The 19367-nt window shown below is 70.5% G+C and carries 20 protein-coding genes; 11 read left to right on the forward strand and 9 right to left on the reverse strand.

Annotated features, from left to right (window positions below; genetic code table 11):
- Window positions 1-5 precede the first annotated feature (5 nt).
- From ACIA8L_RS01950 to ACIA8L_RS01965, 4 genes are all read right to left on the reverse strand, one after another.
- Window positions 6-1901 (reverse strand): MFS transporter, encoded by a 1896-nt coding sequence (locus ACIA8L_RS01950; RefSeq protein WP_395899433.1) that lies wholly within the window; start codon window positions 1899-1901, stop codon window positions 6-8.
- Window positions 1902-1966: 65 nt separating this feature from the next.
- Entirely contained in the window at window positions 1967-5410 is a 3444-nt protein-coding gene (locus ACIA8L_RS01955; protein WP_395899434.1) for an ATP-binding protein, read from the reverse strand.
- Window positions 5407-5781, reverse strand: a complete 375-nt coding sequence (locus ACIA8L_RS01960; protein WP_395899435.1) for a hypothetical protein — start codon at window positions 5779-5781, stop codon at window positions 5407-5409. Before ACIA8L_RS01960 ends, ACIA8L_RS01955 begins: the two co-directional genes overlap by 4 nt.
- 12 nt (window positions 5782-5793) lie before the next feature.
- Window positions 5794-6114: a hypothetical protein gene (locus ACIA8L_RS01965; protein WP_395899436.1), complete on the reverse strand. Its 321-nt coding sequence runs from the start codon at window positions 6112-6114 to the stop codon at window positions 5794-5796.
- Window positions 6115-6444: 330 nt separating this feature from the next.
- Between ACIA8L_RS01965 and folP the strand changes: the two genes are divergently transcribed.
- From folP to ACIA8L_RS02000, 7 genes are all read left to right on the forward strand, one after another.
- Window positions 6445-7272, forward strand: a complete 828-nt coding sequence (folP, locus tag ACIA8L_RS01970) for a dihydropteroate synthase (protein WP_395901669.1) — start codon at window positions 6445-6447, stop codon at window positions 7270-7272.
- Window positions 7269-7640: a dihydroneopterin aldolase gene (gene folB / locus ACIA8L_RS01975; RefSeq protein ID WP_395899437.1), complete on the forward strand. Its 372-nt coding sequence runs from the start codon at window positions 7269-7271 to the stop codon at window positions 7638-7640. Before folP ends, folB begins: the two co-directional genes overlap by 4 nt.
- A complete protein-coding gene (gene folK, locus ACIA8L_RS01980) occupies window positions 7637-8158 on the forward strand; it encodes a 2-amino-4-hydroxy-6-hydroxymethyldihydropteridine diphosphokinase (protein WP_395899438.1) in 522 nt (173 codons plus the stop codon). The genes folB and folK overlap by 4 nt, the downstream gene beginning before the upstream one ends.
- A gap of 16 nt (window positions 8159-8174) precedes the next feature.
- A complete protein-coding gene (locus ACIA8L_RS01985; RefSeq protein ID WP_395899440.1) occupies window positions 8175-8735 on the forward strand; it encodes a DUF3180 domain-containing protein in 561 nt (186 codons plus the stop codon).
- 354 nt (window positions 8736-9089) lie between these two features.
- Window positions 9090-10484 carry an ABC transporter permease gene (locus ACIA8L_RS01990; RefSeq protein ID WP_395899442.1) on the forward strand — a complete coding sequence of 465 codons (1395 nt, stop codon included), beginning with the start codon at window positions 9090-9092 and terminating at the stop codon, window positions 10482-10484.
- Window positions 10485-10494: 10 nt separating this feature from the next.
- Entirely contained in the window at window positions 10495-10782 is a 288-nt protein-coding gene (locus tag ACIA8L_RS01995; RefSeq protein ID WP_395899444.1) for a hypothetical protein, read from the forward strand.
- Window positions 10783-10888: 106 nt separating this feature from the next.
- Complete coding sequence (locus ACIA8L_RS02000) at window positions 10889-11362, forward strand: hypothetical protein (protein ID WP_395899446.1); 474 nt, start codon at window positions 10889-10891, stop codon at window positions 11360-11362.
- 24 nt (window positions 11363-11386) lie between these two features.
- On the opposite strand, the gene ACIA8L_RS02005 is transcribed toward ACIA8L_RS02000, so the two are convergent.
- On the reverse strand, window positions 11387-12385 hold the full coding sequence (locus ACIA8L_RS02005; protein ID WP_395899448.1) for an ABC transporter ATP-binding protein: 999 nt from the start codon (window positions 12383-12385) through the stop codon (window positions 11387-11389).
- A gap of 2 nt (window positions 12386-12387) precedes the next feature.
- On the opposite strand from ACIA8L_RS02005, the gene ACIA8L_RS02010 reads away from it, so the two are divergent.
- The 4 genes from ACIA8L_RS02010 to ACIA8L_RS02025 all read left to right on the forward strand — a co-directional run bounded on the left by ACIA8L_RS02010 (window position 12388) and on the right by ACIA8L_RS02025 (window position 16733).
- Entirely contained in the window at window positions 12388-13071 is a 684-nt protein-coding gene (locus ACIA8L_RS02010) for an ABC transporter permease (protein WP_395899450.1), read from the forward strand.
- A gap of 88 nt (window positions 13072-13159) precedes the next feature.
- Window positions 13160-13846, forward strand: a complete 687-nt coding sequence (locus ACIA8L_RS02015) for an ABC transporter permease (protein WP_395899452.1) — start codon at window positions 13160-13162, stop codon at window positions 13844-13846.
- Window positions 13847-14152: 306 nt separating this feature from the next.
- Window positions 14153-15013 carry a glycine betaine ABC transporter substrate-binding protein gene (locus ACIA8L_RS02020; RefSeq protein ID WP_395899454.1) on the forward strand — a complete coding sequence of 287 codons (861 nt, stop codon included), beginning with the start codon at window positions 14153-14155 and terminating at the stop codon, window positions 15011-15013.
- 88 nt (window positions 15014-15101) lie between these two features.
- Window positions 15102-16733: a hypothetical protein gene (locus tag ACIA8L_RS02025; RefSeq protein ID WP_395899456.1), complete on the forward strand. Its 1632-nt coding sequence runs from the start codon at window positions 15102-15104 to the stop codon at window positions 16731-16733.
- A 3-nt stretch (window positions 16734-16736) separates the two neighbouring features.
- Here ACIA8L_RS02025 and ACIA8L_RS02030 read toward each other — a convergent pair whose 3' ends face one another.
- From ACIA8L_RS02030 to ACIA8L_RS02045, 4 genes are read right to left on the reverse strand one after another with little or no spacing between them, the layout of a single operon-like run.
- Window positions 16737-17873 (reverse strand): NADH-quinone oxidoreductase subunit D, encoded by a 1137-nt coding sequence (locus ACIA8L_RS02030; protein ID WP_395899458.1) that lies wholly within the window; start codon window positions 17871-17873, stop codon window positions 16737-16739.
- A 23-nt stretch (window positions 17874-17896) separates the two neighbouring features.
- The gene (locus tag ACIA8L_RS02035) at window positions 17897-18196 is read right to left on the reverse strand and encodes a type II toxin-antitoxin system PemK/MazF family toxin (RefSeq protein WP_395899460.1); all 300 of its coding nucleotides are present in this window, start codon (window positions 18194-18196) and stop codon (window positions 17897-17899) included.
- Window positions 18174-18431, reverse strand: coding sequence for a DUF6364 family protein (locus ACIA8L_RS02040; RefSeq protein WP_223100873.1), 258 nt, complete (start codon window positions 18429-18431; stop codon window positions 18174-18176). Before ACIA8L_RS02040 ends, ACIA8L_RS02035 begins: the two co-directional genes overlap by 23 nt.
- A gap of 32 nt (window positions 18432-18463) precedes the next feature.
- On the reverse strand, window positions 18464-19354 hold the full coding sequence (locus ACIA8L_RS02045) for an SAM-dependent methyltransferase (RefSeq protein ID WP_395901671.1): 891 nt from the start codon (window positions 19352-19354) through the stop codon (window positions 18464-18466).
- Window positions 19355-19367 lie beyond the last annotated feature (13 nt).

Below are 19367 nucleotides of genomic sequence, written 5' to 3' on the forward strand. Positions count from 1 at the left end.
GCCGCCTACCCCGGCAGGCTCGCCGACTCGGGCCGGCGAGCGCCCCCGCGCCCGGTCGTAGACCGAGTGGACTGGTCCGAATCCGGCCGATAGATCGAGTACGACGGAGCGCCCTCGGCCGGCAGATCGGGCTCCTCCCACGTCGAATCCCGTCGCCGGGCCCGCTGCTGTCCGGCGCCGCTCTTGCTTTCGCTGGTCTCGGGCCGCTCCACCGGAACTCCGGCGCCGCTCCCGGCTGAGACGGTGTCCTCGCTGCGTACCTCGGGTCGTTGCGAAGCCTGCACGCTCCCGCCTGCGCGCTGCGGCCCCGGCTCCTTGGTTCCCCCGGCCTCGACCACTTTCAGCGCCGCAGCCGCCCGCACGTCTCGCATGAACAGCCGATGCCAGCCACCGGCAGAGGTGATCGCCCGCGTCGAGTCTTTCCCGCCGAGCTGCGTGATCCGCCGGTAGGGCCGCAGCAGGAGCCAACCGACGACGCCGGTGAGCCAGATCAGCACGACCTGCAGCCAGGGGGCTAGTGCAGCCGTCAGGATCTGGGAAACAGCGAACAGATAAACCGCTGATCCGGTCCCGAAGATAATGATATTGAAGATCGCCGCGATGACGGCGTTGCCCAGTCGCCGGAGACCGGCGTTGGCCGGTCGCAGAAGCCCAATGGTGCCGAGCATCGGCGCGGCGATGACCGCCCAACGGAAGAGCAGGAACCCAAGCAGGACCAGCACCGATGCCGTTAGGTCGAACAACGCGAAGAAAAGGGAAGAGAGAATTGCGAGGAATCCCGCACCGATGCGGTCCATACCCTTAGTACCTTGCAAGTGCTGATATGCCTCGGGGTCCTCAATCCTGATCCGCTCGGCTATCTCTTTCCAGCGGTCGCCCTTCTGCTGCATTTTCTGGGCTCGGACGCTGGATGTTTCCAGGGGTTCGCCTTGGGCCGCGTGGATTTCGTTTCTCGCGCGAGTGGCTGCCTCGGATGACCGAATTTCGTCGATTTCGGCCCATGTAAAAGACCTTGCATCATACAGCGCCGGGCCATACTTCTCGGCTGTCTCGCTGTCTGCTGACCCAAGTGTGCCGCGCAGCCAGTTCTGATAGAGCAACCCGTCGGTCACAGCGTCGCTGGCGCGTAGCGCCGGGGTTCTGTGGTCAACGCATGCGTCGGGATGTCGTTGGCATAGTGGCGAGTTGTCATTGTTTTCCTCCGCCGGAGGACCCACGGCGTCATGAATCAGCCCGAGGCTCGATGTAAGCGTTCTGTCTGCGAGGTGTGCAGACCAGCTTGGCCAAGCGGCCAAAGCGCTCATGAGGACCATGACGAAGACGGCCCAGCCCGCAGTTGTCATGGCGTTGGACATGTCGGACTGCCGCGATCTCCAAAGAAGGTAGAGGCCTACGATCGCGAGCGTTATAGCACCAAATGGTGTGAACACTCGGTCGTAAATAGCTTGAGTTGTTCGGTCGACCATTGGGTCTGCCCAGCCCCACATGTACGAGGCGTCCCAGGCGCGTTCCCGCAATGCATTCGATGCGCCAATGATCGATGTCGCCATGACAAATTCGCCGTTTGCGACGGTGTTTTCGAATTCAGCACTGGGGTTCGTCACCGTGGCTGCGCACTTGAGGTCGTATGTGTTGAAATCGTATCCAGCGAAACCATATCTTCCGTACCGGCCCATGATGCTGTCGCGCACCGTTTCGGACGGATGCTGTGCAAACCAGCCAGCCATGCCTGCGTCCGGGCTGTCAGGGATCGGCGCATCCAAGCAACTGGCCTTGCTCGCAATATCACTTTTCAGACTGGCGGCGCAGTCATCAAAGTTACCCAGTTGTTTCCACTCTTCAATGCTGCAGAGCTTGTCGCCCGGGGCGTAAGTGGCTGGGGACGCGGAGGCGGGGAGCATTGGGCCGGCGAAGAGGGTGGCCAGGGCCGTGACGAGGACCACGGCCACGTACACGGGTAGGCGTCTCACCGATCGTCCTCCGCGTCGTCGTCAGGGTGGATGTCCACGACCTCGCCGCGGACCGCCGTGCCGCTCGGTACCCCGCCCGGTGTGGTGTCCAGGTACCGCAGCAGCTCCGGCACATACGAGACGTCTACGCGTACCTTCTGCACGCGGCCGTCCACGTCGCGCATGACGAACTCGCGGAAGCCGAGGCGCGATGACGAGCTGGTGTCGACCTGGGACAGGGCGGCCAGGGTCTGCTCGTAGCCAACGTCGGTGGGGACGCGCAGCAGGCGCAGCGCCTCGGCGGCGATTTCGGTGTCTTCGGCGATGCGGCCGACGAAGACGGTCGAGACCAGGTTTTGCACGTCGAGGCCGAGGATGTCTTTCGGGTTCTGCGACGCGACCAGCGCGGCCAGGTTCCACTTTCGGGAGTCGCGGGCCAGGCGGACCAGGAAGGAGCGGCCGGAGCGCCAGCCTTCCATGAAGTGCGCCTCGTCCAGGCCGACCAGTTTGCGCTGGGACATGTCGCCGCCGTAGCAGCGGCGGACGGCCAGGCGGTGGGCGGTGTGCAGCATCGGGAGGGCCAGGGACTCCTCGGCCGACCAGTATTCGCGCTCGATTTTCAGGTCGGGCAGGCGCAGGCCGGCCATCGTGATGACGGTCAGCGCGGCGTCGGCGCCCAGCAGGCCGGCCGGTGGGGAGCCGAAGAACAGCATGGCCAGGGGCATCTCGGCGGTGTCGAGGAGGAGGTTGCCGAGCTCCAGCGCGTCGTGGTCGCCGGTGTCGCGCAGGGCCCGGATGACGTCCTCGAGGGTGGAGGACTCCTCGGCCGGGACCTGGCGGACGGCGTGGCGGAGCATCGTCGCGGTCGATGCCTCGCGGGCCACCTGGGGTGGGACCAGCATCTGGCAGATGTCCTGGACGAGCATGCGGCGCTCGGCGCGGGCGTTGGAGACGGCGATCTCGAACTCGCGGTCGCCGGAGGGGCCCGGTGCATAATGTCCGCGCTGCGGGGTAGGGATCAGCGCATAAGGCGCGAGTGTGCCCTGCTCGGAGCCGGTCAGGTTGAGGACCCGCGCATACGGTGCCAGCTCCGGCATGCGGCACAGGCGGGCCAGCGGGCCGGACGGGTCGAGCAGGGTGACCTGCACGCCGCGGCGGGCGGCCAGGTAGCCCAGGGCGCCCATCAGCGTCGACTTGCCACCGCCCGGCTCGGCGACGAAGACGGCGAGGCCGGAGCGCTCGCGGACCTCCATCGGGAAGTGCAGGTCCAGGAAGACCGGGCGGCGGGAGGTGCCGGCGGTGCGGCCGATGAGGTCGCCGCGGCGGTCGCCGACCGTCGACGCGGCCTGGGGGAGGGCCGCGGCGAAGAGCTTCACCGGCATGCGGCGCAGGTATCCGGTGTTGGCCAGGGGCTCGCCGGGGATGAACTCGCGGGCCAGCCAGTCCTGGTTCTTCGGGTGCTGCAGGGCCACGCGCATCTCGCGCGAATACATCTGCGTGATCTTGCGGGCCCGCTCCAGGCACTCCTCGCGGGTGCGGCCGCCGACGGCGATGCGGTGCCAGCCGTGCGCGCGGGACGAGTCGACGGGCAGACCGGTGCTGATCTCGTCGCCGATGGTCAGGGCGCGCTTGGCCAGGCGCTCGAGCTCCGGGGGTGCGTCCATGCCGTGCTCGCTGTAGTCGGCCTGCTGCGAGCGGATCAGGCGCAGGCGGTGCTCCAGGTTGCGGAACGAGTCGCCCGGGCCCAGGATGTCGATCCGCGACGACAGCTCCATCGGCCACGGCATGCGCTCGTGGAAGTGCAGCCAGGGCTCGTGGCGCTCGGGGATCTCGAGCGGCTCCATGCGGCCGACCGTGAGCACGGCGACGTGGCGCTCCTCGCCCGACTGGCGGTTGACGAGCTTGACCGTCGAGCCGTAGGGCGTGCGGTAGCGCTCCACCTCTTCCGTCAGCGCGAGCAGGTCGCCGCGGTCCCACGAGCCTTCGAGCGAGTTGATGTGCCCGGGCGGCGACATGCACAGCGCGACCGAGCGGTAGAGCAGCCACTCCAGCTCGAACGCGGTGACCCGGCGCCCGCGCATGCCGAAGGCGCCCAGGACCTCGTCGAACTGCTCGACGGTGCGGGCCATGCGGCGGCGCTCGGCGTCGGCCACGCCCCGCTTGAACAGCGCGCCGATGCGCTCGGCGAACGTGTCGCCGAGGGTGCGGCGGGCGAAGGCGATGCCCAGGTAGGTCTGGCCCTCGGCGTGGTTGATCTGCAGCAGGTGCTTCTGGGCGGCGACCAGGTGGTCGGTCCAGGTCGGGCCGCCGGCGCTGGGCAGCGGGTGCGGCGTGTTGCCGTCGACCACGCGGGCCCACTGGTCGGCCGGGAACGGGCGGGTCGTGCGCCGCAGGTGCAGCCGGAAGCCGGCCAGGCCCGCGTACTGCTCGGAGATCGCCGACAGCAGCGCCTCCCGCTCGGCGTCCGGACGGAACGCCCAGCGCACCTCGGGCAGCCAGTACCACGCGGTGACCGTGTTGGGCGTGAACGTCAGGTGCCCGGCGATCTCGGTGATCGCCAGGTCGATCGCGGCGCTGCGGTCCTTGTGCTTCGGCCGCGGCGTCCGGTCGAGGGGCGTCTTGCGGCCCCGCTGCGGTGGTGGCTGGACCCGCGGTGGGCGCGGTGGCTGCTGGACCGGGACACTGCGGGCCGGCGCGGCTCGTCGCGTCGGTGGCGGTGATGGCGGCGCCGTGGTGACGGCTTTGCGGGTACTCCCTGAGCCCCCACGCCCGCCCGGAGCCCACTCCGGCGGCCGCGGCGCCGCGGGCCCGCCGTAGGGACCGCGGTCGACCAGCGGCGGGTGCTCACCGGACCCGGACCCGGGCCGGCCGCGACCGGCGGGCCGGGTCGGCGTCTCGGTCCAGTTGTCATAGGCGGGCCGGTCGCTGACCGTCGGCCGCTCCCCGAGTGCGCCGGCCGCCGGTCGGTCGCTCACTGCCGGTCGGTCGGTGATCGCCGGGCGCGTGACGTGCCGCTCCCCGTTCGGGCGGGCCGGGTCGCCGGTCGGGCCGCCGCGCGGGATCGCCCGCTTCGGCGCCCGCAGGTCCTCGGGGGCCCGCGGCGCGCCGGAGGCGGGCGCGGCCGAGATCGGAATGCCGGAGACCGGCTGCACCCACTCGGCCCGGGTCGGTGTCGGCTCCAGCGCGCGCTGGCGCTCGCCGCCCGCACCGCCACCGTTGCCGCCGGGCGGCTCCTCGAACAGTCCCAGGAAGGGCGAGTCGACCGGACGGCCGTTGCCGCGCGCGGGCGCCTGGCCGTTGCCGCGGGCGGCGGCCGGGCCGGTGCCGCGGAACTGGGCGACGCGGCCGCCCTCGGCTACGGCCCGAAGTCCACCATCGTAGTCGGTCGACTGCGCAGCGTCATCATCGATGTCCGTGCGGTCCGGAGAGCCCCCGGACTGGCGGGGAGGTGGATTGGTCATACGAGATCACCAGTGAGTTCCGGGCGGATGCGCACCTTGGACCCGACCAGCCGGGCGTCGCGCTGCTCGGAGCTGGGCTCGCGAGTGTGGCGCCAGTCGGTCAGGGCGGTGCGGACCACCATGCGGGCGGGTCGATCGGGGTCGACGTAACGGAAGATCAGCGACGTCGCCACGATCGCTAGGGCGATCTCGTAGGCGGGGAAGTAGTCGACGTGCAGCGTGATCAGGTAGCGGATGAACATGAACAACGGCACCATCAGCGCAAACACCCCGTACTGCGCATACGGCAGCTGGACGGGCAGCGTGTAGCCGGGCGGGCCGAGGTAGACCAGCCGAGCCCGGTAGATGTCGTCGTCGGTGCGCAGGCGCATTGGGGCCTGTCCTTATTGACCAGGGAAGATCAGCTTGACGAGCTGCCCGCCGAAGATGAACAGCGCGCCGGCTCCGAGCACGAAGGCGATGCCGATGATCGCGATCGCGGAACTCGTGAGGACGCGGGACACCTCGCCCTTGCTGGCCCGGCCGATGAAGATCACTCCGAGCACCGCCAGGAGGATCGGAACGATCTTGGTCCCGAAGAACTCCAAGATGGCGTTGGTATTGATCGTCTCTGGTGGGGCTCCCGGTGTGGGTGCGAGGGCGATCGCATCCACGGCATGTGCGGCGGTGCCCCACATCGCCTGGCCGATCTCCATCAACATCATCAAACCTCCCGGAGGCGCGACGGGCGAGTTGCACGCCGCGGGTCAAGCGTCGCCGAAAAGACGACCCGGCGGTACAACCCCGGCTGCTGTGTCGCTCTCCAGCGGAACCTTATCCGGGCGTTTGCCCTGCTAAATGCCCATTGTCGGGTTTAACGGTCCGAATAACGTTCACTTGCAGAGAGTACGTGGCAGTCCGGTGTCCAACAAGCTGACCGGATCGGGGTCAGTGTGCACAGTGTGCCTCGTGAGACGGGTTCATCGCGCCCCCCGTAGGGTTGTCGCAGGTCGCCACCGAGCGCTCGCGGTGAGTTGAGTACCTTCATTCAAGTGATGGTCTTGCGACGTTCAACGCCCGTGGTGATGGGCGTGCTCAACGCGACCCCGGACAGCTTCTCCGACGGCGGCCGCTACGCGGACCTGGACGCCGCGGTGGTTCACGCGCGGCAGATGACGGCCGAGGGGGCCGACCTCATCGATGTGGGCGGGGAGAGCACCCGCCCCGGGGCCGAGCGGATCGATGCCGGGACCGAGGCGGCCCGCGTGCTGCCGGTCATCCGGGCGCTGCGCGCCGAGGGTGTCACCATGAGCATCGACACCACCCGGGCGGCCGTCGCCGCGGCCGCCCTGGAGGCCGGGGCCGAGCTGGTCAACGACGTCTCCGGTGGACTCGCCGACCCCGACATGGGCCGGGTGGTGGCCGAGGCCGGCTGCCCCTGGGTCCTCATGCACTGGCGCGGGCACTCCCGGCGGATGGCCGACCTCGCGGTCTACGACGACGTCGTCAAGGAGGTCGCGGCCGAGCTCCTCCAGCGCGTCGACGCCGCGGTCGCGGCCGGCGTGGCGGCCGAGCGGATCATCCTCGACCCGGGCCTTGGCTTCGCCAAGAAGCCGGAGCACACCTGGCGGCTCGCGGCCCACCTGCCCGACCTCATCGCGCTGGGCCACCCGGTGCTCGTCGGATCGAGCCGCAAGTCCCACCTGGGCCGCCTGCTCGCCGACGCCGACGGCACTCCCCGCCCGACCGAGGACCGCGAGGCCGCGACCGTAGCGACGACCGTACTCTCCGTAGCGGCCGGGGCATGGGGCGTGCGGGTCCACGACGTCCGTGGCAACGTTGACGCCATCAAGGTTTGGCTGGCGACCAAGGCGGCGCAGTGACGACAGAAGACCGAATTTCCCTGCGTGGCCTCAGGGTCAGAGGCTTCCACGGCGTGTTCGACTTCGAGCGCCGCGAGGGCCAGGACTTCGTGATCGACGCCGAGCTCGAGCTCGACCTGGGCCCGGCCGCGGCGTCCGACGAGGTCACCGACACCGTGCACTACGGCGAGCTGGCCGAGAGCCTGGCCGCCGTGGTCGCCGGCGAGCCGGTCAACCTGATCGAGACCCTGGCCCAGCGGCTGGCCGACGTCTGCCTGGCCGACCACCGGGTCCGAGCCGCCACCGTCACCGTTCACAAGCCCCAGGCCCCCATCCCGCTGCAGTTCACCGACGTCGCCGTGATCATCCGACGGGAGAAGTCGTCGTGACCACGGCGGTGCTGGCCCTCGGCAGCAATCTCGGCGACCGCGAGGCCCACCTGCGGGCGGCCGTCTCCGCGATCAAGGATCTCGTGATGGTGGTTTCCGGGGTGTACGAGACCCCGCCGTGGGGCGACCCCGACCAGCCGCACTATCTCAATGCGGTCCTGCTCGCGGTCGACCCGCAGGCCGCCGCGCCCGACTGGCTGGCGGTCGCCCACCGGCTCGAGGACGCCGCCGGGCGTGTGCGTGACCCGGCGCGCCGCTTCGGCCCGCGTACCCTGGACGTTGACGTGATTGCTGTGTGGAACGACGACGGAGCGCCGGTGACGTCCGACGACCCGGAGTTGACCTTGCCGCATCCGCGCGCCCACCTGCGGGCATTCGTGCTCCGGCCGTGGCTCGACATCCAGCCGTACGCCCAGCTGCCGACGCGTGGATGGGTCAATGACCTGATCCGCGCCGACGAGGTCGCCGGTGACCTCGCCGACCTGCGTCCACGAGTTGACGTCCACCTCGATACGTGATCTGGAGCGGAAAGCGATGGCCACGCCGCCACCCGTAGACCCCGACGCCAACGGTCCCAAGGGCCGGATGGAGCCCACCCGCCCGGCCACGCTGGTCATCGCGGCGCTGTTCACCACCGCGCTGGCCTGGATCGCGATCAGCAACTTCTGGAACAGCCTGCCCACGCTGCCCTGGCTGCCGCCGCTGACGCTGATCGGCCTGGCCATCTTCGAGGGCATCGAGGCCTACTCGACCCGCAACCGCATCCTGCGCAAGGAGGGTGCGGGCCCGCTGCAGCCGCTGGTGATCGCCCGTTACGCGGTCCTCGGCAAGGCGTCCGCCCTGGTCGCGGCGCTGTTCGGCGGCATGTACCTCGGCCTGTCGTCCTGGCTGCTCACCCAGCGCGGCGTGCTGGCCAAGGTCTCCGAGAACCTGCCCCAGGCCCTGCTCGGCGTGGCCGCCTCCATCGTGCTCATCGCGGCCGCGCTCTGGCTCGAGCGCGCCTGCCGCGTGCCTCCGAACGGCCGGGACCAGGACGTCCCTCGCCAGAAGCGGCAGGAGGGCGCCGACCGCACGTCGGACGACCAGAACGCTTGAGAGCGACGGACAACCGGCGCTCCGCCTGGTCTCGCACCGCTGGGCCGCACAGTGACGGCCGGCCGGAGCCGTGACAGTGCCGCCGCTCTCGATGGTGATCTTGGCTCTGGTCAGCTGCTCCAAGAGCGACAAGCGGCGGATTTGGTACTGCCATGAAGTACCAAATCCGCAGCTTGTGCTCGAAGAACAGCCAAGGCGGGCCACGCCGACCGGTCTTCGCGGCGACGGAAACGGGACTCGGCGGGCGAAACCCGGCCGTTCGGTGCAGGATCGTCGATAGGCAGGGTCTGTCGCTGGTCACATTCCGCGGTTATCGTGCGACGCGTACCCGTCGGTTGGCAGGAGGCGCGCGCCATGGCGTACGACGACTCGCGGTTCCGCGGTGAGCCCGGATTCCGGGAGGAGCCCGACTTCCGGTCGGGGGGCGTGCCCGAGGACGCACCGACGCTCGGCGTCTCCAACCAGTCCGTCTACACGCCCGGCAGCTTCCCTGTGTCGCCCGCCTACGGCTCGCCCGCGGCCGACAGCCTGAGCGAATCCGTCGGCCGCCGTCGAGCACCGACGCCGCAGCAGCTCGGCGACGTCTTCGACGACCCGGAGCACGGCGAGCCCGGGCGCGACCGCTTCGCCGTGCACGCGCTGTGGGAGCTGGTCCTGCTGCTGGCGGCCGGGGCGCTGCTGTACCTCCTGCGCGACGCCAGCCCCGCCGCGCTGCGCGGTGCCGAGCTGCAAGCTTTGCTCCTCACCGGCGCCCAGCTCGGCCTGGTCACGGTGGCGCTCGGCCTCTCCCTGCGGGCCGCGGCGCCGAACCTCGCCGTCGGCCCCATCGCCTTCGCCGCCGGCCTGTTCTTCGCCACCAACTCCAGCCGCGGCCTGCTCACGACCGCCCTGATCACCGGCCTGATCGCGCTCGGCGTCGGTGTCGTGATCGCGGTGGTGGTCGTCGGGTTCCACGTGCCCGGCTGGGCGACCAGCCTCGGCGTCGCGCTCGCGCTGATCGCCTGGATCGCGGCCCAGCCCGGCGCGAAGGTCGTCACCGGCGCCTACGACCCGCACGGCCACGCGGTCTGGTGGGCGGTCGGCGTGGCGGTGCTCGCGGCCGGCGGCGGTGCGCTGGGCCTGATCCGGCCGTTGCGCCGCTCGCTCGGCCGGTTCCGCCCGGTGCGCGACCCGGCCGACCGGCGCGGCGGGGGCGCGGCCACCTTCACCGGCTTCGCGATCGCCGGGTCGGCCGTGCTCGCGGCGGTCGCCGGGGTGCTCGTCGCGCTCACCGAGCGCGAGGTCACCGCGGGCAGCGCGACCAGCTCGTTCGGCGGGTTCACGGTCACCGTGCTCGCGTTGGGGGCGGCCCTCGCCGGCGGCACCTCGGCGTTCGGGCGGCGGGGCGGCGTCCTCGGCACCCTGCTCGCCGTCGTGGTCGTCACGCTGCTCTTGCAGTACACCCGGGCGGAAGGTTGGAATGTGCAGCCGATCGCCGTGGCCGCCGGCGCGATCGGCATCGGCCTGGTGGTGACCCGGCTGGTGGAGACGTTCGGGCGACCGCGGACGGCCGCGGAGATCGCCGAGGACGAGCCCTGGACCCCGCCGTCGATCACGCCGCCGCCGGCCGAGCCCGACGACAACTGGTCGCCGCCGTCGGCCCGCACCAGCAGCTGGACCCCGAGCTCCTACGACGACGGCGGCTACGACAACCCGCGCGGCTCGTCGGACCGCGGCTGGGGCGTCGAGGAGCGCTGGGGCACCAGATAGTCTGGTGACCATGGCCGAGGTCACTCTGGAACAGCTCGATGCCCTGCCCACCGAGGAGCTGCGCGACCGGGCGTTCGCCCTGGCCCGCGAAAAGCGGGACATCAAGTTCTTCTGGGACCTGTTCACGCACGTCACGCAGAGCGACAACGACACGCAGGACGGCTGGATCGGTTCGCTGGATGCGACCATCGACGACGCCGTCGCGCTCTGGCGCGAGGCCACCAGCCACGAATACGGCGAGAATGAGCCGCTGGTCAGGGCCGCTTTCATCGACTACATCATGAAAGCCGACAAATAGCGCGAATCGCTGTCGGTCCTGTCCGCATTCCCCGGAGGAGCTCCGCTCCACCCGGACTCCCTCGAAGCTCCGTTTACTTTTTGCGGCAGCGGGGCCTTATCCCCGCATGGCAATCACGCGATCCCGTTACCGCACCGCGACGAGTGCCGGTACCCTCGTCGCTTTCCTCCTTGTGCTGATCTTCGGCAGCCCCTGGTACGTCGAGTGGACCCAGCGGGCCGACCGGGGCATCTTCCTGGAGACCCTCGCCTGGCCGGCGTGGGACTTCGACAGCGACGCCGCCGTGCGCGACCTCATCGGGGCCGACCTCAAGGCGATCCTGCTGATCGTCTTCACCGCGCTGTTCATCACGCTGCTCGTCGGGGCCCAGCTGGCCTCGGCCCGCGGCACCATCTCGGCGATCTTCACCGGATGGGCCGCCTACATCTTCGCTGCCGCGCTCGCGGCCTTCCTCACGTCGTTCCTGCTCCCGAACGCGTCGTTCAGCGCCGCCACCGCGAACGCGGCCGGCGGGGCCGGCTACGGCCTCATCGTCGGCTGGATCATCGGCCTGGCGACGATGGCCGGGCGGCGACCGTAACCGCCGCCCAGCACCGCACAGCACTCAGGCGGCCGGTGTGTCCACCGCCGCTGACGCCAGGGCGACCTGGACGTCGGCGGCGGTGAGCGCGCCGATGGGCGTGTCGCCGTCGCGCACGACCACCGCGCCCCGCCCCGCGGCCAGCATCGCCCCGAACGCCTCCCGCAGCGTCGCGCCGGACGACACGACCGGCGCGCCGTCGCCCGCCTCCGCCACCGGCCGCAGCGCGTCGGCCGGGATCGGCGTCACCGAGAGCCGCATGATCCCGCGGTCCTCGCCGACGAACCGCTCCACGAACGTGTTCCCGGGCCGCGCGAGCAGCTCGGCCGGCGTGGCGTACTGCTGCAGCTGGGCGTGGTCGGAGAGCACCGCGATGCGGTCACCGAGCTTGATCGCCTCCTGCAGGTCGTGCGTGACCAGGATCGTCGTCTTGCGTACGGCCTCGCGCAGCCGCAGGAACTCGTCCTGCAGCCGGCCCCGGTTGATCGGGTCGACGGCCGAGAACGGCTCGTCCATCAGCAGCACCCGCGGGTCCGCAGCGAGGGCCCGGGCGAACCCGACCCGCTGGCGCTGACCGCCGGAAAGCTCGTGGGGGTACCGCTTCGCGTACTGCGCCGCCGGAAGCCCGACGAGCTCGAGCAGTTCGTCGGTGCGCTCGGCGGTCCGCCGTTTGTCCCAGCCGAGCATCCGCGGCACGGTGCCGACGTTCGCGCGCACCGTCTGGTGCGGGAACAGCCCCACGTTCTGGATGACGTAGCCGATGGTGCGCCGGAGCTGGGTCGGGTCGGCGGCGGTGGCGTCGGTACCGTCGATCAGGATCCGGCCGCCCGAGGGCTCGATGAGCCGGTTGACCATCCGCAGGACCGTCGACTTGCCGCAGCCGGACGGGCCGATCAGCACCGTGACCTCGCCGCTGCCGATCTCGAGGCTGAGCTCCTCGACCGCCACCGTCCCGTCCGGATACACCTTGCGCAGCCGATCGAGGGTGATCGGCGCGGCGTCGTGCTTCGCGGTAACGTCCACGCATGTCCTTCCTGGCTCGCGGTGAGGCGGGCAATCCCTGGTTCTCCTGGACGTATGTCCAGGACAACTACGACACGCTCCGGGATGCGCTCCTCGACCACGTGGTCATCACGTTGTGGTCGGTGGCGATCGCGGTGGTCATCGCGATCCCGTTGGCGGTGCTGGCCTACTGGGTACGCCCGCTCGCCACGCCGATTCTGACATCAGCGGGCGTGCTTTACACGATTCCGTCGCTGGCCCTGCTCGCCGCCCTGACCCCGTTCATGGGCACCGGGCGCTCCCCGGTCATCGTCGCGCTGACGTCGTACGCCCTCATCGTGCTCATCCGCAACGCCCTCGTCGGACTCCTCCAGGTGCCCGATGACGTGCGCGAGGCCGCGACCGCGATGGGCTACGGCAAGTTCGCCCGGCTCTGGCGGGTCGAGCTGCCCCTGGCCCTGCCCGGCATGCTCACCGGGCTGCGGCTGGCGACGGTGTCCACAGTGGCGTTGGTCACTGTCGGGGCGATCGTCGGCTCGCACGGCGGACTGGGGTCGCTGATCCTGGCCGGGTTCCGCAACAACTACTACAAGGCCGAGATCTCCACCGCCGCCATCGGCTGCGTCGCGCTCGCGCTGGTGCTCGATCTGGTACTGATCTTCGTCAGTCGCGCGCTGACGCCCTGGACCCGGAGGCGGTCGGCATGAGTGGTTCGGAGCGAAGCGACGAGGCCACGATCCAGCAACACAGGGTCAAGAGCTCGCGGCGGCGCCGGAGCGAAGCGGAGGTGACGGCGTGAGCGTGATCAACGATGCGTTGCTGTGGTTCAACGACCCGCTGAACTGGACGAACCCGGACGGGATCCTCGACCGGCTCACCGAGCACGCCGAGATCTCGGCCGGCGCGGTCGTGCTCGGCTGCCTGGTCGCCTGGCCGCTGGGCATCCTGCTCGGGCGGCGCGGGGCCGCGTCCGGCGTCATCGTGCTGCTGTCCAACCTGACCCAGGCGGTGCCGGTGGTCGCGCTGCTGACCATCCTCACCCTGACCCCCATCGGCCTCGGCAAGCCCGCCGTCATCATCGCGCTCGCGGTGTTCGCGCTCCCGGCACTGCTGGCCAACGCCTACACCGGGATGCGCCAGATCGACCCCGAGGTCCGCGACGCGGCCAAGGGCGTGGGGATGACCTCGCTGCAGCGGCTGGTCCAGATCGAACTGCCGTTGGCGGTACCTTTCCTCGCCACGGGTCTGCGCATCGCAACAACGACCGTGGTCGCCACCGCGACGCTGGCCACCGCGGTCAACGGCGGCGGCCTTGGCATGATCATCTCGGCCGGCTTCGGGCTCGGCCCCGGGCACGGCGGGCAGATCCTGGCCGGCGCTGTCCTGGTCGCCGGATTGGCCCTCATCATCGACGGTGTGATGGCGATCATTGAGCGCAAGCTCACACCAAAGGTGCTGCGCCGGGCCGCCGGCCGCGCGTGAACACGATCCGGTGACGGGTCGTTACGAAAACGTGCCTGGTTGCGGTTGCCGAATTTCCATCGCCGGAGTTGCCTATTTGGAAGCGGGCGGGCTTCCATTGCCACATATAAGCGCCGCCCGTCGGACACGCGGCCGGTCACAGTGATCGCGCCGGGACACGGAAGGCGGGCCATTTTGCGAACAGCCATACGCGCCTCGCTCGGAGTTCTCCTCGGTCTCGCCAGCATGGGCCTCGTGGCCTGCGGCGACGAGGGTTCTTCGGGCACAGAGGCGCCGGCGAGCGTCAGCGGTGCGGGTTGTGCCCCGGTGGCCGGAGACAAGCTGGTCGTCCTCAACGACGACAAGAAGCTCCAGCTGGCGGACAACGTCATTCCGGCGATCAACACCAAGATCGCCGACCCGGCCCTCATCGCGGCGCTGGACAAGGTCTCCGGTGCACTCACGCCGGAGAAGCTGATCGCGCTCAACAAAGCGGTCGACGTGGACCGCAAGACTTCGAAGGTCGCGGCGGACGAGTTCGCCAAGGCCGAGAACATCACCACCGGGCTGGAGAAGGGCAAGGGTGGCGCCGTCAAGATCGGCGCGGCCGACTTCTCCGAGAGTGCCACCCTCGGCGCGCTCTACGAGATCGCCCTCGACGCCGCGGGCTACGACGCCTCGGTGCAGACGATCGGTAAGCGCGAGGTCTACTACGGCCAGCTCACCAAGGGCGACATCCAGGTCGTCCCGGAATACGCGGCGACGCTGACCGAGTTCATCAACCAGGCCGTCAACGGCAAGGACGCGAAGACGCTCGCCACCGGCGACGTCGACGCGACCGTGACCGCGCTGAAGGACATCGGCGGCAAGCAGGGTCTGTCCTTCGGCAAGGCCTCGACCGCGACCGACGGCAACGCGTTCGCGGTGACCTCGGAGTTCGCGACGAAGAACGGGGTGAAGACGCTCAGCGACTTCGCCACCAAGTGCTCCGGCCAGGCCAGTGTCCTCGGCGGGCCGGCCGAGTGCCCGCAGCGCCCGTTCTGCCAGCCCGGCCTGCAAAACACCTACAAGATCCAGTTCGGCAAGGTCCTGAGCCTGGACGCCGGTGGCCCGCAGAGCAAGGACGCCCTCAAGAAGGGGCAGGCCTCGCTCGCGCTGGTGTTCTCGTCGGACCCGTCGCTCGGCTAGTTGTTCGTTATGTCCTCTCGTGCCGCTTCCTGGAGGCGGTGCGAGAGGACATTTCGTTTGTGGGCAAAGGCGGGTAAGTTCTCTGCTCATGCCGGCCGCTGAGACCACCGGGCCCCCCGGGGTGAAGCGGAGCACACAGCTGCTCCAACTGCTCTTCTGGGGCGGGGTCGGGCTGGCCCCGCTGGCCGCCCTGCTGTTCCTGGTGGGCAGCGGCTTCGTTCTGCAGTTCGCGGCCGTGATCGGCCTGCTCGCCGTCGTCCTGATCGGCCTGTCCCTGGCGCTGCGCCGCGAAGGGGAGACGGTCAAGGGCGAGGTCGAGGAGATGATGTACGAAGAGATCGACACGCTGCGTGAGAACGTCCGGGCCGACATCACCCACGGCGCCCGGCAGGTCCACGGCCAGCTCATGGAGCGCATCGGCACGCTCAACGAGACCGTCGACGCGCTGCGCAACCAGGTCGAGATGATGCGCGGGCAGCTCGGGCAGCTCGAGCGGGCCGCCGCGCAGCCGCCGCCACCCCCGCCGCAGCCCGCCGCCTCGGCGTCGGTGCCCCTGCAGCGATACACCGAGACCGTGCATGTCACCACGAAGACCACGGTCGTCGACCCGAACGAGTCCCGCACCGGCACCGTCTACGGCGGCGGCCCCCGCCCCGACGTCCCGCAGCAGCGGCGTCCCGACCGCTCCGAGCGCATCTCGGCCCGGCCCGAGCCCGACCAGCGCCGCCCGCACCGCGACGAGCGGCCCCGGGAGCGGGAGCGCGACTGGCGTGACGAGCCCCGGCGCGACGAGCCCCGCCGGGAGGCGCCCCGTCGGGACGAGCGGCGGGACGAGTCCCAGCGCGAGGAGTCGTGGACCGAGCAGCTGCTGCGCGAGCGGCTGGAGCGGTCCGAGAGCGCGGAGTGGCCCCAGGTTCCGTCGCCCCGCCGAGGAGACCGCGGTGAGCGTGGCGACCGCGGCGAGCGCGGGGAGACGGCCGAGCGGCGCGGTGGCCGGCGGCGCCGGCCCGACGAGGACGAAGACGGCGTGGCCGGCCTGCGCCAGACCGACCGCTGGGCCTCCGTGCACAGCGACGAGCGCGGCGGGCGCGAGCTGCGGATGGGGGAGCGGCGCTCGGCGATGCACGCCGACGAGACCGGCACCCGCCTGAGCATCGAGGACCGCTGGGCGTCGGTGCGGCAGGAGGAGTACTACTCCGGCGAGGCCCGCACCGGCGGCCACCACGCCGGCCCCGACGAGCGGCGGATGGACCGCACCGGCGAGCACCGCGGTGTCGGCCGGCGCCGGGCCGAGCCCGACGACCGCGACGACGAGCCGCAGGACGAGCGGTTCGAGGAGCGCTACTCCGCCGGCACCGAGAGCCCGCGCCGCTCCGAGGCGCGGCGGGAGCGCGAGCGCACCTGGGCCTCCGGTGAGCAGGCCCGGGTCGAGGTCGGCCGGCGCCCGGAGGCGAGCTGGTCGGAGACCAGCTACGAAGAGGCGCGGCGGGACCAGACCGGCTCGACCCGCTGGTCCGAGGTGCGCCGGCCCGATCGCGCCCTCGGCGGCCCGCAGGCGGCACTGCCCGCGTCGCCGGCCGAGCCCGCTTCCCGCTGGGCGCAGGGCGGCGACGACGACGAGTACGGCTGGAACGGCGTCCGCGACGACCGCCGCCGCGACCGCGACCGGGCGAGCCGGCCGATCGTCGACTTCGAGGGCAACGACGACCGCTGGCGCTAGTCGCTATTTGTCGATGTCGCCGACCACGAAGAACATCGAGCCCAGGATCGCGATGAGGTCGGGCACCAGCGTCCCCGGCAGCAGCGTGGAGAGGGCCTGGACGTTGGCGTAGGAGGCGGTGCGCAGCTTGAGCCGCCAGGGCGTCTTCTCGCCGCGGGACACCAGGTAGTAGCCGTTGATGCCGAGCGGGTTCTCGGTCCACGCGTAGGTGTGGCCCTCCGGCGCCTTCACCACCTTCGGCAGGCGCACGTTGACCGGCCCGCTGAGCTGGTCCACCCGGTCCAGGCACTGCTGGGCCAGGTCGAGAGACACGTACACCTGGTCCAGCAGCACCTCGAAGCGCGAGTGGCAGTCGCCGGCGGTGCGGGTCACAACGGGGACATCGAGCTCGCCGTAGGCCAGGTACGGCTCGTCCCGGCGCAGGTCCAGATCGAGCCCGGAGGCGCGGCCGACCGGCCCGGACGCGCCGAACGCGGCTGCGTCGGCGGCGGTGAGCACGCCGACGCCGACGGTGCGGGCCAGGAAGATCTCGTTGCGCCGGATCAGGTTGTCCAGGTCGGGCAGGCGCCGGCGGACCTGGTCGATCGCGGCCCGGGCCCGGGTGGTCCAGCCGGCCGGGACCTCCTCCTTGAGCCCGCCGACCCGGTTGTACATGTAGTGCATCCGGCCGCCCGAGGCCTCCTCGAGCACGGCCTGGATCGTCTCGCGCTCGCGGAACGCGTAGAAGACCGGCGTGATCGCGCCGATCTCGAGCGGGTAGGAGCCGAGGAACATCAGGTGGTTGAGCACCCGGTTGAGCTCGGCCAGGGCGGTGCGCAGCCAGACGGCCCGCTCGGGGACCTCGATGCCCATGAGCCGCTCGACGGCCAGGACCACGCCGAGCTCGTTGCAGAACGCCGAGAGCCAGTCGTGCCGGTTGGCCAGCATGATGATCTGGCGGTAGTCGCGCACCTCGAACAGCTTCTCGGCGCCGCGGTGCATGTACCCGATGATCGGCTCGGCGCTGAGCACGCGCTCGCCGTCGAGCACCAGCCGCAGGCGCAGCACGCCGTGCGTCGAGGGGTGCTGCGGGCCGATGTTGAGCACCATGTCGGCGGTGTCGAGGCCGGCACCCGTGCCGACGGTGACCTCGGACGTCATGGCATCAGCCTAGAGGTATCCGCTCAGAGGTCCTGCAGGATGCGCAGCGCTCTCGATACGTTGTGCATGGTGCTGGTGTCCGCGACCGACACGCGCTCGACGAACCACCGTTTGAGCGGCGACGAGAGCCGGTCGGGCATGACGACGAGGTCGTCGAGCTCCACCGCGAGCGGCGAGTCCCGCAGGTCCTCGGCGTCGATCACCTCCGCCACGATGACGACCGGGACGTCGGTGCTGTTGAAGACGTCAGAGCTGACAATCAGCCCGTATCGCTCACGGGCACCCTTGATGAGCCAAACTTCACCGCGACGCACGGCGTCCACGGTATAGCTCGGCGTTCACGAGCGCGATCTCCTCCTCATCGGTGAGTGCGGCCGCGTCGAGGTCGATCTTGGCGCGGCGGACCGCCTCGGCGTGGGCCGTGAAGATCTCCCGCAGGGCGCGCTCCTGGGCGGCGCGGTCGATCCAGGCGCTGAGCGAGACCCCGTCGCGCTCGGCCCAGTGGCGGGCGTCGGTGATGGTCTGGTCGGAGAAGGACAGCGTCACTTTGGTCGTCATGCCTTCGAGTGTACTGCCGGTATGACCGCCAGTCATACCCAGTGCATGACCCATTGTTGTCCGCCCAGGCCCGCCGGGTCCGTGAGCTCGGCCGCCTGCGAGGCTTGGGCCAGCGTTTTCAGGTAGCCGACCGGGTTCTCGGTGGCCATGGCCAGCGGTGGGCGGGTGCCGTCGACGCCGAGCGATCTCAGGGCCTCACGCTGGGACAACGTCTCGGAGCCGAGCGAGTCCAGGGCCACGGCCACGGTCAGATCGCGCTCGCCGTCCGGGATCGGCTCGACCTGGCGGCCGTCTTTGTAGCCGGTCAGGGTGCCGAACAGCGGGCGGTCGGCGGCGAAGTGGCCGTAGTCGACCGCCAGGGCCAGGCCGCGCTCGACGGTTGCGACAGCTCTGGCCCACGCCTCGTCGCGCGGCGAGCCGATCTCGGCCCGGGCGCCGGGTGGGGCGTCGTCCAGTGGCCACCATTGCCGCAGCCACGCGTCGTCGGCCGGGCTCAGTGGCTCGTCGCTGTCGAGATATGCAATGTCGCCTTTTTCGGACTTTTCCGCGATATCTAGCGGCACGTTGTCGAGCCACTCGGTGGCGATCAACAGGCCGACGATGCCCTCTGGTGGTGCCGAGGTCCACTCGATCGTGGCGGGAAGATCACTCGGACGGGGCGCCTTCTCGACCGCGACCGCGCGCACGCGACCGCGCACGTGGCCCGGGAGCGCGGCCAGAACGGCGGTCAGCAGCTCGCCGCGGCCGGCCCCGACGTCGACCAGATCGAGGCGGCCCGGGTGGTCCAGGGCCTCGTCGATCCGGCCCAGCAGCGTGGCGATCGCGCCGGCGAACAGCGGCGAGGCGTGCACGCTGGTCCGGAAGTGATCGCGCGGCCGCTCCCGGACGAAGAAGCCCTCAGGGCCGTAGAGGGCCGTCTCCATGACCTGCTTCCAG

Source organism: Dactylosporangium sp. NPDC051541 (assembly GCF_044454505.1).
Taxonomy (GTDB): domain Bacteria; phylum Actinomycetota; class Actinomycetes; order Mycobacteriales; family Micromonosporaceae; genus Dactylosporangium.

What these genes read in the sequence shown, in the direction of transcription:
- ACIA8L_RS01950 (WP_395899433.1), bottom strand. Translation starts at nt 1,901, where the DNA reads ATGCTCCCCGCCTCCGCGTCCCCAGCCACTTACGCCCCGGGCGACAAG.
- ACIA8L_RS01955 (WP_395899434.1), bottom strand. Translation starts at nt 5,410, where the DNA reads ATGACCAATCCACCTCCCCGCCAGTCCGGGGGCTCTCCGGACCGCACG.
- ACIA8L_RS01960 (WP_395899435.1), bottom strand. Translation starts at nt 5,781, where the DNA reads ATGCGCCTGCGCACCGACGACGACATCTACCGGGCTCGGCTGGTCTAC.
- ACIA8L_RS01965 (WP_395899436.1), bottom strand. Translation starts at nt 6,114, where the DNA reads ATGATGTTGATGGAGATCGGCCAGGCGATGTGGGGCACCGCCGCACAT.
- folP (WP_395901669.1), top strand. Translation starts at nt 6,445, where the DNA reads ATGGTCTTGCGACGTTCAACGCCCGTGGTGATGGGCGTGCTCAACGCG.
- ACIA8L_RS01985 (WP_395899440.1), top strand. Translation starts at nt 8,175, where the DNA reads ATGGCCACGCCGCCACCCGTAGACCCCGACGCCAACGGTCCCAAGGGC.
- ACIA8L_RS01990 (WP_395899442.1), top strand. Translation starts at nt 9,090, where the DNA reads ATGGCGTACGACGACTCGCGGTTCCGCGGTGAGCCCGGATTCCGGGAG.
- ACIA8L_RS01995 (WP_395899444.1), top strand. Translation starts at nt 10,495, where the DNA reads ATGGCCGAGGTCACTCTGGAACAGCTCGATGCCCTGCCCACCGAGGAG.
- ACIA8L_RS02000 (WP_395899446.1), top strand. Translation starts at nt 10,889, where the DNA reads ATGGCAATCACGCGATCCCGTTACCGCACCGCGACGAGTGCCGGTACC.
- ACIA8L_RS02010 (WP_395899450.1), top strand. Translation starts at nt 12,388, where the DNA reads ATGTCCTTCCTGGCTCGCGGTGAGGCGGGCAATCCCTGGTTCTCCTGG.
- ACIA8L_RS02025 (WP_395899456.1), top strand. Translation starts at nt 15,102, where the DNA reads ATGCCGGCCGCTGAGACCACCGGGCCCCCCGGGGTGAAGCGGAGCACA.
- ACIA8L_RS02030 (WP_395899458.1), bottom strand. Translation starts at nt 17,873, where the DNA reads ATGACGTCCGAGGTCACCGTCGGCACGGGTGCCGGCCTCGACACCGCC.
- ACIA8L_RS02040 (WP_223100873.1), bottom strand. Translation starts at nt 18,431, where the DNA reads ATGACGACCAAAGTGACGCTGTCCTTCTCCGACCAGACCATCACCGAC.
- ACIA8L_RS02045 (WP_395901671.1), bottom strand. Translation starts at nt 19,354, where the DNA reads ATGGAGACGGCCCTCTACGGCCCTGAGGGCTTCTTCGTCCGGGAGCGG.